This is a genomic window from Candidatus Cloacimonadota bacterium, from assembly GCA_016932035.1.
GTDB lineage: Bacteria > Cloacimonadota > Cloacimonadia > JGIOTU-2 > JGIOTU-2 > Celaenobacter.
Map to the genome: position 1 here is coordinate 44,499 of JAFGDR010000001.1, position 14,945 is coordinate 59,443.

Annotated in this window: 15 protein-coding genes; all 15 read left to right on the plus strand. The window is 38.1% G+C overall.

All coding sequences use genetic code 11. The annotated features are described in order from the left end of the window. Positions 1–68 precede the first annotated feature (68 nt). From JW794_00195 to JW794_00265, 15 genes are read left to right on the plus strand one after another with little or no spacing between them, the layout of a single operon-like run. Positions 69–587: an HAD hydrolase family protein gene (locus tag JW794_00195; protein MBN2016550.1), complete on the plus strand. Its 519-nt coding sequence runs from the start codon at positions 69–71 to the stop codon at positions 585–587. Further along, the gene (gene lptC / locus JW794_00200) at positions 580–1,116 is read left to right on the plus strand and encodes an LPS export ABC transporter periplasmic protein LptC (protein MBN2016551.1); all 537 of its coding nucleotides are present in this window, start codon (positions 580–582) and stop codon (positions 1,114–1,116) included. Before JW794_00195 ends, lptC begins: the two co-directional genes overlap by 8 nt. Next, positions 1,094–2,191, plus strand: coding sequence for a hypothetical protein (locus tag JW794_00205; GenBank protein MBN2016552.1), 1,098 nt, complete (start codon positions 1,094–1,096; stop codon positions 2,189–2,191). The genes lptC and JW794_00205 overlap by 23 nt, the downstream gene beginning before the upstream one ends. A gap of 4 nt (positions 2,192–2,195) precedes the next feature. Continuing rightward, a complete protein-coding gene (gene lptB / locus JW794_00210) occupies positions 2,196–2,942 on the plus strand; it encodes an LPS export ABC transporter ATP-binding protein (GenBank protein ID MBN2016553.1) in 747 nt (248 codons plus the stop codon). Positions 2,943–2,986: 44 nt separating this feature from the next. Then, a complete protein-coding gene (gene lipA / locus JW794_00215) occupies positions 2,987–3,862 on the plus strand; it encodes a lipoyl synthase (GenBank protein ID MBN2016554.1) in 876 nt (291 codons plus the stop codon). A gap of 16 nt (positions 3,863–3,878) precedes the next feature. After that, a complete protein-coding gene (gene raiA, locus JW794_00220) occupies positions 3,879–4,388 on the plus strand; it encodes a ribosome-associated translation inhibitor RaiA (GenBank protein ID MBN2016555.1) in 510 nt (169 codons plus the stop codon). An 11-nt stretch (positions 4,389–4,399) separates the two neighbouring features. Then, positions 4,400–5,368: an HPr(Ser) kinase/phosphatase gene (gene hprK / locus JW794_00225; protein MBN2016556.1), complete on the plus strand. Its 969-nt coding sequence runs from the start codon at positions 4,400–4,402 to the stop codon at positions 5,366–5,368. Then, a complete protein-coding gene (locus tag JW794_00230; protein MBN2016557.1) occupies positions 5,369–5,635 on the plus strand; it encodes an HPr family phosphocarrier protein in 267 nt (88 codons plus the stop codon). Beyond that, the gene (gene ptsP, locus JW794_00235; protein MBN2016558.1) at positions 5,635–7,353 is read left to right on the plus strand and encodes a phosphoenolpyruvate--protein phosphotransferase; all 1,719 of its coding nucleotides are present in this window, start codon (positions 5,635–5,637) and stop codon (positions 7,351–7,353) included. The genes JW794_00230 and ptsP overlap by 1 nt, the downstream gene beginning before the upstream one ends. 35 nt (positions 7,354–7,388) lie before the next feature. Next, complete coding sequence (locus JW794_00240) at positions 7,389–8,477, plus strand: bifunctional phosphoglucose/phosphomannose isomerase (protein MBN2016559.1); 1,089 nt, start codon at positions 7,389–7,391, stop codon at positions 8,475–8,477. A 6-nt stretch (positions 8,478–8,483) separates the two neighbouring features. Beyond that, a complete protein-coding gene (locus JW794_00245; GenBank protein MBN2016560.1) occupies positions 8,484–9,083 on the plus strand; it encodes a phosphoribosylglycinamide formyltransferase in 600 nt (199 codons plus the stop codon). Positions 9,084–9,094: 11 nt separating this feature from the next. Then, a complete protein-coding gene (mtaB, locus tag JW794_00250) occupies positions 9,095–10,375 on the plus strand; it encodes a tRNA (N(6)-L-threonylcarbamoyladenosine(37)-C(2))-methylthiotransferase MtaB (GenBank protein MBN2016561.1) in 1,281 nt (426 codons plus the stop codon). Beyond that, positions 10,368–11,087, plus strand: a complete 720-nt coding sequence (locus JW794_00255) for an ATP-binding cassette domain-containing protein (protein MBN2016562.1) — start codon at positions 10,368–10,370, stop codon at positions 11,085–11,087. The genes mtaB and JW794_00255 overlap by 8 nt, the downstream gene beginning before the upstream one ends. Positions 11,088–11,096: 9 nt before the next feature. After that, positions 11,097–11,963: an MCE family protein gene (locus JW794_00260; GenBank protein MBN2016563.1), complete on the plus strand. Its 867-nt coding sequence runs from the start codon at positions 11,097–11,099 to the stop codon at positions 11,961–11,963. Between the two features lie 13 nt (positions 11,964–11,976). Next, complete coding sequence (locus JW794_00265; GenBank protein ID MBN2016564.1) at positions 11,977–14,940, plus strand: BamA/TamA family outer membrane protein; 2,964 nt, start codon at positions 11,977–11,979, stop codon at positions 14,938–14,940. The last annotated feature ends 5 nt before the right edge of the window (positions 14,941–14,945 follow it).

A 14,945-nucleotide genomic window follows, 5' to 3' on the forward strand; every position in this document is an offset into this window, starting at 1 on the left:
TTTTCACCAACCTATAATAAAAAAGTTGCATTTTTTTTCTCAAGTTTATAAATTTACATTGGAGCTACATGAGATATAAATTATTTATTTTTGACATTGACGGTGTATTTACTGATGGGGGATTGTATTATTTGGATAATGGGCAAGTTGCGCGAAAATTCAATGTCCGTGATGGACTCGGTATTCGCCTTTTACAACAAACTGAGATAATTCCTGCAGTTGTAAGCGGCAAAAAAACTAACACGATCGAAGCACGAATGAAGATCTTAAAAATCGAACATGTGTATCTTGGAATTCGTCATAAACTCAGAACTGTTGAGAAAATCATGCAAGAGTGCAATGCTTCTTTTGATGAAGTTATTTTTATGGGAGATGATTGGAATGATATGGCACTACTCAAAAAAGTTGGTTGTGCAATTACAGTACCTGCAGCATCTCAAGAAATAAAAGAAGTGTGTGATTATGTTACGGAAAATCATGGTGGTAATGGTGCTGTGCGCGAGGCTATCGAATGGGTATTGAAAAGAGAGGATCTCTTTGACAACGCAGTTAAATCGTTTGTTTCCTATTTACAGAAGAATGAATAAATTATTTGGTTTGATTATTGTTATCATAATACTTTCAGCATGTTCTGATAGTAAAGGACCTGTAACATTCAAGGATATGGGCAAGCAAAGTGTTGAAATTACAGATTCTATCGTGATTTATAGTTCGTCAAAAGATATTACACTTTGGGAATTACAAGCTGTTAGACTGAAAAAATTTCCAAAGGATAACGTAATCTATTTCAGTGATATTGAGCTTAAACTTATGAATAAAGATGGCACTTTAGCTGCAACCATTTTTGCAGATAGTGCAGTTGTGAATGATGATATTGAAGAGGTTTATGCAGAAGGTAATATTGAAATTTACTCGCAGGAAGGTGATATTTTTGGCGAATCACTTACCTGGGAGCGAAGGAATGATAAGATATTTTCCGATGATTCTGTAAAAGTCATACAGCAAGGCAATGTGATACGCGGTTCAAGCTTTACCAGTGATGCACGTTTTGAACACGTTACCCTACATACTGCAAGCGCAGAAGGAGAAGTTGATGAATCAAAAGTTCTTTGGTAGTCTTCTCCTTGTTTGTATGTTCGCTGTTTCGATTGAATTATCTGCAGCAGAAAACAGTCATCATTATATTCTCAAAAATGCTAATATTGTAAAACTGGATATTGTCGAGAATGACACGATCACAACCCTCAAAGGAGATGTCGATCTGATATATGACGAGATCGAGTTTTTTGCAGATAATGCCCAAATCTTCCAGAGAGATCGGCTGGTAAAACTTTTCGGAAATGTCCGAGCTGTCGATGATACGCTTGAAGCTGGAGCACAAAAAGCCACCTATTCTCATGTAGGTACTATATTAAAACTCGAGGAAGATGCATATTTCTTAGAAAGTTCGAAGGATACACTCCTTAAAAAAGTAACTGCTGAGTTCATCGAATATCAAAAAGATGAACAGAAAGTTCATGCCTTGAACAATATTATTGCAACAGATTTTATTGAAGATGTGACCTGTACATGCGGGAAGTTCAGATATAATCTGGAAACAGATTATGGGCTTGCAATGGACAATCCAGTCCTCACTTTTAAACAGGATAACGAATTGAAGATATACAGCAGGCAGATGGAACTTTTCGCTGAAGAGAAGAAATTTACTGCAACGTATGATGTCAAAGTGGAAACAGAAGAAACCCTGGCGACTTCGAATTTTCTCATTTATTTTAATGATGAAGAGAAAGCAGTCATGCTTGGCAATCCCTATTTTTCCAGTGACCTTTCAACAGCTGAAGCAGATGAGTTCCAGGTTTTTTTTCACGATAAGAAGATCAGTCAACTTCATCTTATAAAAAATGCTGTCATACATTTTAAGGAAGAAAAAAGTGTTGGTAAGGAAAACTACCTTTACGCTGAAAAAGTAAGAATGGATATTACCAATGATAGGCTGAGATATTTGCTTGCTCAGAAGGTTTCAAAAAGTTTTTTTGAAGAACGAAAAGATAATGATATTCTGGAAAACAAACTCGCAACCTTACAACTACAGGTTTTCTTCGATGAAAGAGAAAACATACAAACGATCATTGCTGAAGATGATATAAAGGGAACTTATACATTTTCAAGCTCGGATCAAATCTTGAAATAAGCATATGATACAAAAGGAAAGCATACTACGCACGCAGGATCTCGTGAAGATCTACGGAAAGAAAAAAGTCGTAAAGCAGGTTTCGATAGAGGTCAAACAAGGGGAAATCGTTGGGTTGCTCGGTCCAAACGGCGCAGGTAAGACAACAACTTTTCATATGATGATCGGACTCATAAAAGCAAATGGCGGTCATGTTTTCATCGATGATGTGGATATCACGAAGATGCCGATGTATAAACGGGCACGAATGGGCATCAGCTACCTTTCTCAGGAACCGTCTGTTTTCAGCAAACTCACCGTAAAACAGAATGTGATGGCAATCCTCGAAACCCAGAATTATACGCGGATGGAACGAAAAGCCATTCTGCAAGAAGCTCTAGATGAACTTGATCTTACGAAATTATCGAATCAAAAAGCATATTCGCTGTCTGGAGGGGAACGTAGAAAACTCGAAATTACCCGTTCGCTCATCACAAAACCAAAGTTCCTTTTTCTTGATGAACCTTTCTCTGGTGTTGATCCACTTGCAGTTTCAGATATTCAAGATATCATCAAAAAATTACAGAAGAAAAATATTGGTATTCTGATAACAGATCACAATGTGCTTGATACTTTACAAATCACGGATAGAGCATATATTATCTATGAAGGTAAAGTCCTTCTTTCGGGTACATCCCGGGAATTGGTCAATGATCCGCAAGCACGGAAAATTTATTTAGGTGAAAGATTTTTAAAATATGATTTTGATTAAATTTTCCATTTACATTTTCACATAAATCTCTATAATAAAAATACATGAATAGAATTCAACGAAAACCATCCTGGTTAAGAGCTGAAATGCTTGGGGCATCAAACACGGCACATCTTACGAAAATGCTTTCAGAGTATAAACTTCATACAGTGTGCGAAAGCGCTCGATGTCCAAACAGAGGAGAGTGCTTCGAAAGAGGTTCGGCAGTTTTTCTTATTATGGGAAATGAATGCACGAGGAATTGCAGGTTTTGTGCAATCCCGACAACGGTACATGCAGAACCACTCGATCCTGATGAGCCAAGAAGAATTGCAGAAATGTCAAAAGAACTCGGCTTGAAACATGTGATCATCACTTCGGTTACACGGGATGATCTCGCTGATGGTGGAGCTGATCATTTTCGAAAAACGATCCAAGAGGTCAGAGATCTACTTGGTAATGAAGTCTATATAGAAGTGCTTACTCCTGATTTCAAGGGTGATAAAAAAGCTATTGATATTGTGGCAGATGAAGAACCAACAATATTCAATCATAATATTGAAACAATACATCGTCTGTATCCAACTATTAGACCTCAAGCAGATTATGATCGATCTTTGTCCCTTCTGAAAAGAGTGAAACAAACACATCCTGCCATTAGAACAAAAACAGGCATCATGGTCGGGCTTGGAGAGTCAAAACCGGAAGTGATACAGGTAATGGAAGATGCTCGCAACGCAGGTGTAGATATGATGACTATTGGTCAGTATTTACAGGCAACAACCAAAAATTATCCAGTTCAGGAATATATTCATCCGCACGTTTTTGATGAGTATAGAAAAGATGGAATGGATATGGGATTTCTCTACATTGAGTCTGCTCCTCTGGTAAGAAGTTCCTACTATTCCACAGATTTATCAACCATTCTACAAAATAAATAAAGCGAGGTACGTAACTATGCAGATCACAATTACAGCACGTCATTTCGAGTTAACCGATCCTATCAAGGATTATGCGGAAAGCGCAATGAGAGGACTTAAAAAGTATTTCGACCATATCATCGTAGCTGAGATGATACTCAGGGTCGAGAAAAATAGGAATATTGCTGAAATAAATCTCAGTGTTAAAAAGCTGAATTTAGTTGCAAAAGCTCGCGAACAGGATATGTATACTGCCATCGACAGTGTAATCAAGAAGGTTGAACGGCAGATAAAAAAACAGGTTGGGAAGATGAAGCGGCATCATTCGAATGATAAGGTTGCACTGAAGGAACTTGAAAAAGCCGAGATCGCAGCTCTCAATGTTATCAAAAAAACAATTAAACCTGTAGAACTTGACCTCGATAGAGCAATTGACGAGTTCAATAAAAGAGATAATGGCTTCTTCCTTTTCAAGGATATCAGCACCGAGAAATACTCGATTCTTAAAAAATTTGATGACGGATATGAAGTCATAGAAATTCAATAAATGAGGCAATGATGAATGCATTAACAGTTGGAAAGCTCTTCGAGATCAAGCAGAAAGATCTGACACTAACGCTCATTTCAAAAAAGAAGGGGCTGACCAAAGAAATTACAACACCCGAATTGTCACGCCCAGGCCTTGCTTTCGCAGGTTTTACAGATACTTATGCGTATGATAGGATCCAGGTTCTCGGCGAAACGGAAGTACAGTATTTGAAATCACTTGAACCATCGGTGAGATATGATAAGATCAAAGAGCTTTTTTCACAATTTGAAATTCCCTGCTTCGTGGTATCAAAAGGGCTTTTTCCAACAAAAGAACTTGTCTTTCTTGCTGACGAACATAATATACCTGTTATCCAATCCCGTATGACAACGATCAATCTGTATCATGCTCTTACAAATTTCCTGCAGGATTGGTTCGCACCGTCAAAATCTATTCATGGAACGCTTGTTGATGTGTTTGGTGTCGGGATTCTCGTTACCGGTCAAAGCGGAATCGGGAAAAGCGAATGTGCTCTCGAACTTGTATCGCGTGGACATCGGTTAATCTCTGATGATGTTGTGCATATCAAGAAGAAAATGAATATTATTATGGGTGAAGCGAACATGCAGCTTGGGCATTTTATGGAAATCCGTGGCATTGGACTTCTTGATATCGAAACAATGTTCGGCATTAGAGCTATCAGGATGCAGAAGCGCATTGAGACACAAGTTGAGCTAATCCCATGGCGTCATAATATGGACTATGAAAGGATCGGGCTAAAAGAGCGTTATAATCGCATTCTCGATATTGAGGTCCCCATCATATACTTACCGGTTTCACCAGGAAAGAGTATTGCTGCTATTGTCGAAGTCATTGCAATGAACCACATGCTCAAGGTGTATGGACACAACGCTGCTGAAGTATTTAATGAACGAGTTCAGAAAGAGATAGAAAGAAAAAATCGCATTCGAACCTACCTGGAGACTGATAAAGAATAAATGATCATAAAAATTGTTATACTGACCAATAAACTTGGCATACACGTTCGTCCTGCCTCGCTTATTTCTAAAACTGCTTCCAAATATAAAGCCAGTTTCATTATCAGAAAGGATGATATGGAGATAAATGGAAAGAGCGTCATGGGTATCATGATGCTTGGTGCAGGAAAGGATACGGCTCTTGAACTTGTCTTTGATGGAGTTGATGAACAGGAAATGATGGAAGAGATCGTTGAACTCTTTGAGGAAAAATTTGGAGAAGAATGATGAAAGAATATAGAGGATATCCTATTGCTCCGGGTGTCATTGCAGGAAAGATCACCCTTGTTGAAGGTGATCTCTTCACGGTTTCGAAAGGGCACATCAAAGCATCAGAAGTAAAGGGACAAATCAGGAGTTTTCAAAAGGCAGTTCAACTCTCAATCAATGAGATCGACCTCTTGCTTACCTATCTTGAAACTAGAGCGATAGAGGAAAGAGAGATATTGCAATCCCACCAGGAAATTCTAAAAGACGCTGTCCTGATTGAGGATATTGCTGAGATCATAAAAAACGAGCTCAAACCAGCTGATAGAGCTGTTCAGGATTATTTCAACAAAATGATCGACCATCTATCTGATATCGAAGATCAAATACTGAGCCAGAGGCAGGAAGATTTTGAAGATATAAAATTACGCCTTATCCGCAACATGCATCACCAGAATTTCCATATTCATGATTATGTGAAACCGAAGCGTGTTGTCGTTCTTTCAGAGATAATCCCATCTATGGTGCTGAGTATCAAAGAATCTCATCCGCTTGCAGTTATTGTTGAAAAAGGTTCTCCTCATTCGCATTCTGCTATCATAGCAAAATCAATTGGTATCCCTGTGATCTTTAATATTGAAAACGCACTCAATGAGTTCAAAGAAGGTGATTTTGTTATTGTTTATGGCAAAGAAGGTAAAGTAATTCTTGAGCCTGACGATGAAAGTCTTATTGAATATAAAGCATTCGAAAAGAAGGCAAAAGAAGAATTTAAAAAGAAAATCGCACTACTTAAAAAAGAGACAGCAACCAAGGATGGAGTAAGCGTTGAACTCATGGGGAACATCGAATTTCCTGAGGAGTGTGAAATTCCGGAAATACAATTTATTGATGGTGTGGGACTTTTCAGAACGGAATTTCTGTATTTCATGGAAAATTCATTTCCCTCTGCTGAAAAGCAATTTGCCGTATATAAACAGGTAATTCAAAATTTACCGAAAGACAAACCGATTTATGTTCGTACTTTTGACGTTGGTGGAGATAAACTGCAACGGGAGTTCGGACTTAAAAAAGAACTTAATCCAAACCTTGGGTGCAGAGGGATACGATTTCTTTTAAAATACAAAGAAATTTTCAGACAACAAATTCAGGGCATTCTCATGGCTTCTGCTTTTGGTAATCTTAAGATCATGCTACCGATGATCTCGTTGATGAAAGAGGTGGTTGAGGTTAAGGAGCTGATAGAACAGGAAAAAGTTAAACTGAAAAAGAAAAAAGTTCCTTTTGATGAAAATATTGAAGTCGGTATTATGATCGAAATTCCCTCTTCTGCAATCTTAGCTGACCGATTTGCTCAACATGTAGATTTTTTCAGTATCGGTACCAATGACCTAACGCAATATGTTCTTGCTGCAGACAGGAATAACGAAGCTCTTTCCGATGAGTTTACCTATTTTGATCCTGCTGTTATTGAGCTCATAAAAATGACCATCGATGCAGGGAAGAAGCATAATATCGACGTTAAATTGTGCGGAGAGATGGCAAGTGATCCTATGGCAGTACCCTTGTTGATTGGTTTAGGACTAAGGTCATTCAGTGTAAATATCGCCGGCATCCTTCAGGTGAAGAAGATACTTGCCCGATACTCAATCGCGGAACTTGAAACATTTTATAAGAAACATCAGAATTTATCACAAGAAACATTACAACACGCTTATAAACAGCTTGTAAAAAAATAATTATATTTCATATATTTTATGAAGAAAGGAGAGTAATGTCTTCATCAATAAGTTTAGATTATACTGGTAATTTCAATCGATTTGATCCTGAGCAGATGTATGAACAGATCATTTCTCTTCCACAGCAGATCGAAGAATGTTATTTTGACCAGGAGAAGAGTGATATTGCAAGGTTCTACAAGAACATCTCTAAAATCTATATTTGCGGGATGGGCGGTTCTGCAATTGCAGGTGATATCGCGAAAACACTTTTTGGCGATAAGCTCGTGATACGGGTGTTCAAAGATTATAACATTCCGGCGTTTCTCGACGAATCAACATTGGGGATCGTTTGCAGCTATTCAGGAAATACATCCGAAACTGTTTCGTGTTTTGAAACACTCAAAGAAGCCGGAGCTCAGATCGCCATGATAACATCAGGCGGTATCCTCAAGCATTATGGTTCTGAGGAAGGATATCTTATTAAAATGATCCCAGTCGGATACCAGCCCCGTGCAGCAATCGGTTACCTGTTTTTCTCGATCGTGAAGATCCTTGAGGAATTAGGATTGATTGAAGATCAAACAATCAATGCAAAACTGACACATCTGAACATAACGACCAAACTAAAGCTCATCAATAGAGATGTGGAAGAATCAAAAAATCTGGCGAAGGGATTAGCCCAAAAAATATATAAAAAGATACCGGTCATTTATAGTAGCAATCCAAAACTTTTTCCTCTTGCATACAGGTTCAAATGCCAGATCAATGAAAATGCGAAATGCCATGCATTTTGTAACACTTTCTCAGAAATGAATCATAATGAAATCGAGGGCTGGGAGAGTGATTATAATCTTCCGCTCGTACCCATTTTCATTAGTGATTTCGAGGAGAAAAAGGAATATCTTAAACGTATGCAGGTATTCAAAGATATTTTACGATTGTCCGAAGAAGAGAAAAAAGAGGATAATCCTGCCCACGAAGAGGTCGAATATCTTGAAATATTTACCGATGGGAAGACCATGATGGGTAAGATGTTCTCCACCATACTTCTCTGTGATATGATCAGTTATTATCTTGCAATCTTGAACAGAGTCAATCCGAACGAGATCAATTTTATCGATATGTTGAAGAAATCTCTATAAATCATCATGTCAGCAACTTTCAACATTGCATTTCTCACGTCTGGTAAAAGTAGGGGTTCAAATTTCGAATCCATCATAAAATATATCCGGAAATCTCAAGTACCGATTAAAGTAAAATTTCTTGTAATCACTCGTTCTGATGCACCGATAGTTCACCGTGCAGACATGTTTGGAATTCCATATATTCTGCTTGATGAGAATGCATCATTTGAGAATGAGTTGCTGATTCACATAAATAATGAAGATATTCATCTTATCGTACTTGCAGGATTTATGCGAAAACTATCGGAAAATTTTCTGACAAATTTTTCTGGAGATATTATCAATATACATCCGGCATTGCTTCCTAATTACGGCGGTAAAGGAATGTATGGGATGAAGGTGCACGAAGCAGTTTTCGCTGCGAACGAAAAATATTCCGGAGCATCGGTTCATTATGTCAATGAACGGTATGATGAGGGAGAGATCATAGATCAGCGGAGAATACCTATCGAACATTGCAAAACACCAGATGAGATTGCGCATGAAGTACTCAAGATCGAGCACGAGCTCTACCCGGAAGTGATCGAGAGATTAGCTGCAGATTTTCTCGCTAACCACAAATAGATCAGCACATCGTGAAGAAGCTTGCCACCGTGACCCTCGGGTGCAAAACGAACCAGTTCGAGTCAGAAGCTATTCTTAACCAGTTTATTAAAGAGGGTTATACTTTGTGTAACTTCAATGACCAGCCGGACATTGCGATCATAAACACCTGCTGTGTTACGAATCGAGCAGAATATAAAACACGTTATGCCATCAGAAAAGCGCTCAAGAGTATCTCCCCGGACGGAAAAGTTATTGTAATGGGTTGTTATGTCAATAAGGGAAGTTCATATTTTGAATCTTTACCGGAAAACGTATTACTTGTTCTCAATGACCAAAAACATCTTGTTCTTCAAAATATAACTCAGACTACAAACAATACAAATCCAGAGTTCCTCGATCTGTCAACAGACTCCTATCATTTGCATACTCGCGTACCGGTAAAGGTTCAGGATGGATGCAATTTTTTCTGCGCATACTGCATTCTACCGTATGTTCGCGGCAAACCGAAAAGCCGTTCTCTCGAATCAATCATAAATCAGGTTAATACTCTCGCTGAAAAGGGGACAAAAGAGATCATTCTTACAGGAATAAATCTGGGACTGTATGGCGTGGATAAGGAAAATGTGTCTCTGCTCGAACTCTTGAAAGCAATGGTCAGGACTGATATTTCTCAAATACGCTTGAGTTCGATCGAACCAATGTTCTTTAATGACGACTTGATTGGTTTCCTTGCATCACAGAAAAAGATATGTCCTCATTTTCATATTCCACTTCAAAACGGTTCTGACAAAGTACTTACTAATATGAACAGAACTTATACAAGAGATGAGTTTGATAAGATAATCCATAATGTAAAAGAAGCAATTCCTGATGCAGCAATCGGATGTGATGTCATTGTTGGCTTCCCCGGAGAATCGGAGGATGATTTTAATGCCACTTATGATTTTATCGAAAAATTGCCGATAGCATATCTTCATGTGTTTCGATATTCTCCTCGAGAGTTTACAAAAGCGTATAAGATGAAACGACACGTTGACGGGAGTGTCAGCAAAAAAAGAATGCAAAGCTTGCAAAAATTGGGGCAATGTAAGAAAAGTGATTATTCAAAATATATCATTGAAAAGAAGGTTCCAATGAGAGCTGTACTTGAAACCAGGGAACAGAAGTATTGGTCCTCGGTTTCAGATCACTATCTTCGTATTTTTTTAGAAGATGATAAAGGTTTTTCAAACGGAATGTTGAAAACCGTCATTGCAAAAAGTATGTCGCCCGATAACGAGGGATTGATCGTCGAAGCATATCATGATTGAGATCAGGAATCTTAAAAAAGAACTCGATGGCGTCCCTATCCTTAAGGGTATAGACCTAATTATTGATAAGAATAAAACCACAGTCGTGATCGGCGAAAGCGGCTGCGGGAAAACAGTATTACTCAAACACATTATTGGATTCTATACACCGGATGAAGGTGAAATTTTTTGTGACGGAGAGCGAATCGATACCCTTTCATGGAAAGGTTGGAATGACATTAGACGAAAGATGACAATGGTTTTCCAGAACTCTGCTCTCTTTGATTGGCTGAGTGTTTATGATAATGTTGCGCTTCCACTTCGTGAACAGAATGGTCTTCCAGAAAACGAAATCGTCAATCAGGTGAAAGAAAAATTGGAAATGGTGGGTATGTCTGGTGAGGAACAGAAGATGCCGGCAGATCTGAGCTTTGGTATGCAGAAAAGAGTGAGTCTTGCACGGGCTATGGTCATCAATCCTGAATACATACTTTACGACGAACCTACAACCGGACTTGATCCCATCATAGCAAATAATATCATCGAACTGTTCTCCACCTTCAAAAAAGTATATCATACAACATCGCTTATCGTGTCTCATGACATCAGTATTGTTTTTAGGATTGCTGACAAGGTGGCTTTGATGAAAGAAGGCAGGATCATTTTCCAGGGCTCGGTCGAAGAACTCGGGAATGTAGAAAATACATATATAAAAAAATTTATTTCAAGATGAGAAAATAGTATGAAAACGAAAAAAAGTGAATTTATCGTCGGTTTTATTATTATTATTGCGGTTTTGATCGTGATTGTTGGAAAAGTAATAATCTCTGGAACTCAGGAGAGATCTGAAATTACGGAGATAACCGTACAGTTCCCACAGATCGGGGGACTGGATGTTGGAAATTCAGTCTTTATCCATGGCGTTCGTGCAGGTAAGGTTGCTGATATAGATCTTCAACAGGATGGAGTTGTAGTAAAGCTTCATATTAATAAGAAAATATCCATGAAAGAAGATGCCAGGATTGTTATATCTGAAAGAGGAATGATGGGTGAAAGAGAGATATCGATCGATCCCGGTAACTCGCATAACAAATTGGATGTCTCGGGCATTTTACAAGGTCAATATAGTGTTGGGTTTAATGAAACGATATCAGAAATTGGCGTGACCATTCAGAACATTAATAAACTCTCACAAAAACTGGAAGATTTTATCGGAGACGATTCACAAACTAAAACAATCCAGGATGTGATAAAAAATTTGGATGTACTCCTGGTAAATATGAACAAGATTTTTATTAATAATGAAGATTTCACGATAGATTTCGAACATATCAACAACATTATCTCAAACCTTGATTCACTTATTTCTTCTAATGATGAAAAAGTCGAAAGGATACTCACCTTTGCAGATGACAAAGTTCCTCAAATCGAACGTATGCTTAGTCAGATGCAAACTCTGCTTGATAAGCTGGAAAGAGAAGACACAGATATTGGACGACTTACAGCAAATGATTCACTCTATAATAAGATCAATTCGACGATAGCTCATTTTGATTCATTAGTAACAGATATTAAAGAAAATCCGAAGCACTATTTTAGGTTATTTTAAAAGGAATTTTTTAATGAAAAAATATATTGTCCTGCTAACTTTGCTGATAGTATTAACTTCGTCATTGAATGCTGCTTTTTTTGGAAAGAATAAGACGAATCTTCCAAACTTGAAATGGTCTGTCATGAAGACAACCCATTTTGATATTTATTATGAAGAGGGACTCGACATTGTTGGTCAGATAACAACAGTGATCGTTGAAAATGCATATTATAGATTTCAGGACCTGTTTGAATACTCGCTGCCACACAAAATTCCCGTACTGATCTATAATTCCCACAATGAATTTGAAGAAACAAATATACTCTATCAGATTATCGAAGAAGGAGTTGGGGGTTTTACTGAGTTTATCAAAAACCGTGTCGTCGTACCGTTTGACGGTGACTATAAAATATTTGAAACAACAGTCGTACACGAGCTCTGCCATGTATTTATGTATTTCAGCATGCAGGGTGGGAGCTTTGCGAATGTTGCGAGCGGTCTGTTCTATTCATTACCATTCTGGTTTTCGGAAGGATTACCGGAATGGTCATCAGAACATGGATCAGCCAGTAATGAGATGTATATCCGAGATCTTATTATAAATGATAAACTGGTTCCCCTCGAATATGTTTCAGGTTACTATGCCTATCGTGAAGGCGAATCCTTCCTAATATTCCTTGAAGAAAAGTTTGGCTCCAACAGCATCATTGAACTCCTCTATAATTTCAGGTTATATAAAAGTATCGATGAAGGTGCGAAACGCACATTTGGGTTCGGGATAAAAAGTCTTGAGGAGCAGTGGCGCTATTATCTACAAAAAAAATATAGCACGATCATTGATGAAAATGTTCTTCCGGATATTAAATATCAGCAACTCACAAAACATGATCCTCACGAATCTAATGCAAATTGGGATCCTGTGTTTTCTCCAGATGGAACCCAGATACTCTATTATTCAAATAAAAATTATACACTTGGTATTTATAAACGATCAACGCTTGGATTATACAAACCCAAGAAGATCATTACAAGCGGCTATAATGATGATTATGAGGGATTTCACTATCTTAAGACTTCTCTCTCATATTTTCCTGATGGCGAGCGTTTTTCCTTTGTAGCAAAGACCTCAGACGGTGATGATATTGTCATAGCAAGAGTTAGTGACGGCAAAGAATTGCAGAGGATCACACTGGATTTTAAAAGTATTTTCGAGATCGATGTATCTCCGGATGGAAATAAAATTATCCTGGTTGGTTTGCAGGATGCGCAAAATGATTTGTATGTATATAATTTAAAAACAAAGTCATTGTCCCGAATAACTGATGACTATTTTGATGATCGATATCCTCGCTGGTCATCAGATGGAAAAAAGATCGTATTTTCATCTCAGAGATTCATAACTGAGCCCTTCCAGCAGGAGGATGAACACCTCATTTTTTCAAATTTGTATTACAACGTATTTATGTATGATATAGCTGATGATTCGATAACTGCTCTGACAGATGCATCCTACGATCATCAATATCCATCTTGGACAAAGGATCAGAAAAATATTGTATTTAGTGCATACCGGAATGAGGTATCCAATATTTTCGTATATGACTTCGAAGAACAGGCAATAGCCCAGCTTACGAATATATTCAGCGGAACATTCTCCCCTTGTGTCAGTGAAGATAATTCCGAAATGGTGTTTTCGAGTTTCTATAACATGGGATGGGATTTGTACTTGTATAGCAATCCACTCGACAGTCTTACATACATTGAATATCAAAGCCCTACAACTCCAGATAATAATTCTTTTGAAAAGGTTTTCCACCTTGATGAGTTTAGACGATTTTATCGTCAAAAAGAGACTGTGATTACAGAAAAATCTCGTTTTGAAAGAGGATTTTTCTTTGAAAAAGATACCCTGGAAGCCAAACCGGAATATCGCGAAGATGTTGAGCCTGAAGTGGAGGAATATAAAATCAAGTTCACACCGGATTTCCTTTTTGGTGGTCTTGCATATACAACAGGCTATGGTGTTACAGCACAGGTCTATATCTCACTCAGCGATATTCTTGGCAACCATCAAATAGATATTTTCACTGATGTGAATAAGAACCTTTCTGAGAGCAATGTTATTCTCAATTATTATTATATAAAGAAACGAATTGATTACGGGGCTGGACTATTCAATCTTATCGATGACTATTATTATTTGAATTACTGGTATGATCCCTCGACCGGTTACGTTTATGATGGTATGAAAAAGGACCGAAGTACCGGAATCAATGCGCTTGTCAGTTATCCACTCGACAAGTTCAATCGGGTAGACTTGTACAATAGCATGTTCTATAATAAAATCGAGTGGTACTGGTGGAATGGAGAGGACTGGCAAATTCTCAATCAATATACGCGGGATGCATGGGTGTATGCACCGACACTTATCTATACTCATGATACTGCCCTGTGGGGGATAACCGGACCGATCAAAGGTTCGCGCTATCAAGCAGCGATCCAGAAATGTTTTGGATCGAAGAATGACTATCTGAATATTTACGGCGACTTTCGGAAATATATTGCCTTGAACAGGAAATATCAATTGGCAGGTATGTTCAATGTGGGTTTCAGTACGGGACTCGATAAGCAGGATTTTATCATGGGCGGGTACTACAATCTACGCGGTTATCTCGATAAGGAGTTTTTAGGACACAATATTGCGATTGGAAGTGTAGAGTTCAGATATCCGTTTATAGAAGAACTGAAACTCGGATTTCCATTACCACTATGGATTAGAAGTATACGAGGAGCGATCTTTGCAGATGTCGGAAAAGTCTGGGATACAATGGATGATTTCAAGAATAGTCATGACCATCCAGTTAGAGTTGGATATGGAATCGGCACCAGGATGAATCTTGGGTACTTTATCCTGAAGTTCGACTGGGCATGGAAAAGTACAAAGGGTTTTGAATCAGCACCATCATTTTATTTCTCACTTGATGCAGAGTTTTAATTTCT

What these genes read in the sequence shown, in the direction of transcription:
- lipA (MBN2016554.1), top strand. Translation starts at nt 2,987, where the DNA reads ATGAATAGAATTCAACGAAAACCATCCTGGTTAAGAGCTGAAATGCTT.
- lptB (MBN2016553.1), top strand. Translation starts at nt 2,196, where the DNA reads ATGATACAAAAGGAAAGCATACTACGCACGCAGGATCTCGTGAAGATC.
- JW794_00195 (MBN2016550.1), top strand. Translation starts at nt 69, where the DNA reads ATGAGATATAAATTATTTATTTTTGACATTGACGGTGTATTTACTGAT.
- JW794_00240 (MBN2016559.1), top strand. Translation starts at nt 7,389, where the DNA reads ATGTCTTCATCAATAAGTTTAGATTATACTGGTAATTTCAATCGATTT.
- JW794_00245 (MBN2016560.1), top strand. Translation starts at nt 8,484, where the DNA reads ATGTCAGCAACTTTCAACATTGCATTTCTCACGTCTGGTAAAAGTAGG.
- JW794_00205 (MBN2016552.1), top strand. Translation starts at nt 1,094, where the DNA reads ATGAATCAAAAGTTCTTTGGTAGTCTTCTCCTTGTTTGTATGTTCGCT.
- JW794_00265 (MBN2016564.1), top strand. Translation starts at nt 11,977, where the DNA reads ATGAAAAAATATATTGTCCTGCTAACTTTGCTGATAGTATTAACTTCG.
- hprK (MBN2016556.1), top strand. Translation starts at nt 4,400, where the DNA reads ATGAATGCATTAACAGTTGGAAAGCTCTTCGAGATCAAGCAGAAAGAT.
- JW794_00255 (MBN2016562.1), top strand. Translation starts at nt 10,368, where the DNA reads ATGATTGAGATCAGGAATCTTAAAAAAGAACTCGATGGCGTCCCTATC.
- JW794_00260 (MBN2016563.1), top strand. Translation starts at nt 11,097, where the DNA reads ATGAAAACGAAAAAAAGTGAATTTATCGTCGGTTTTATTATTATTATT.
- JW794_00230 (MBN2016557.1), top strand. Translation starts at nt 5,369, where the DNA reads ATGATCATAAAAATTGTTATACTGACCAATAAACTTGGCATACACGTT.
- lptC (MBN2016551.1), top strand. Translation starts at nt 580, where the DNA reads ATGAATAAATTATTTGGTTTGATTATTGTTATCATAATACTTTCAGCA.
- ptsP (MBN2016558.1), top strand. Translation starts at nt 5,635, where the DNA reads ATGAAAGAATATAGAGGATATCCTATTGCTCCGGGTGTCATTGCAGGA.
- raiA (MBN2016555.1), top strand. Translation starts at nt 3,879, where the DNA reads ATGCAGATCACAATTACAGCACGTCATTTCGAGTTAACCGATCCTATC.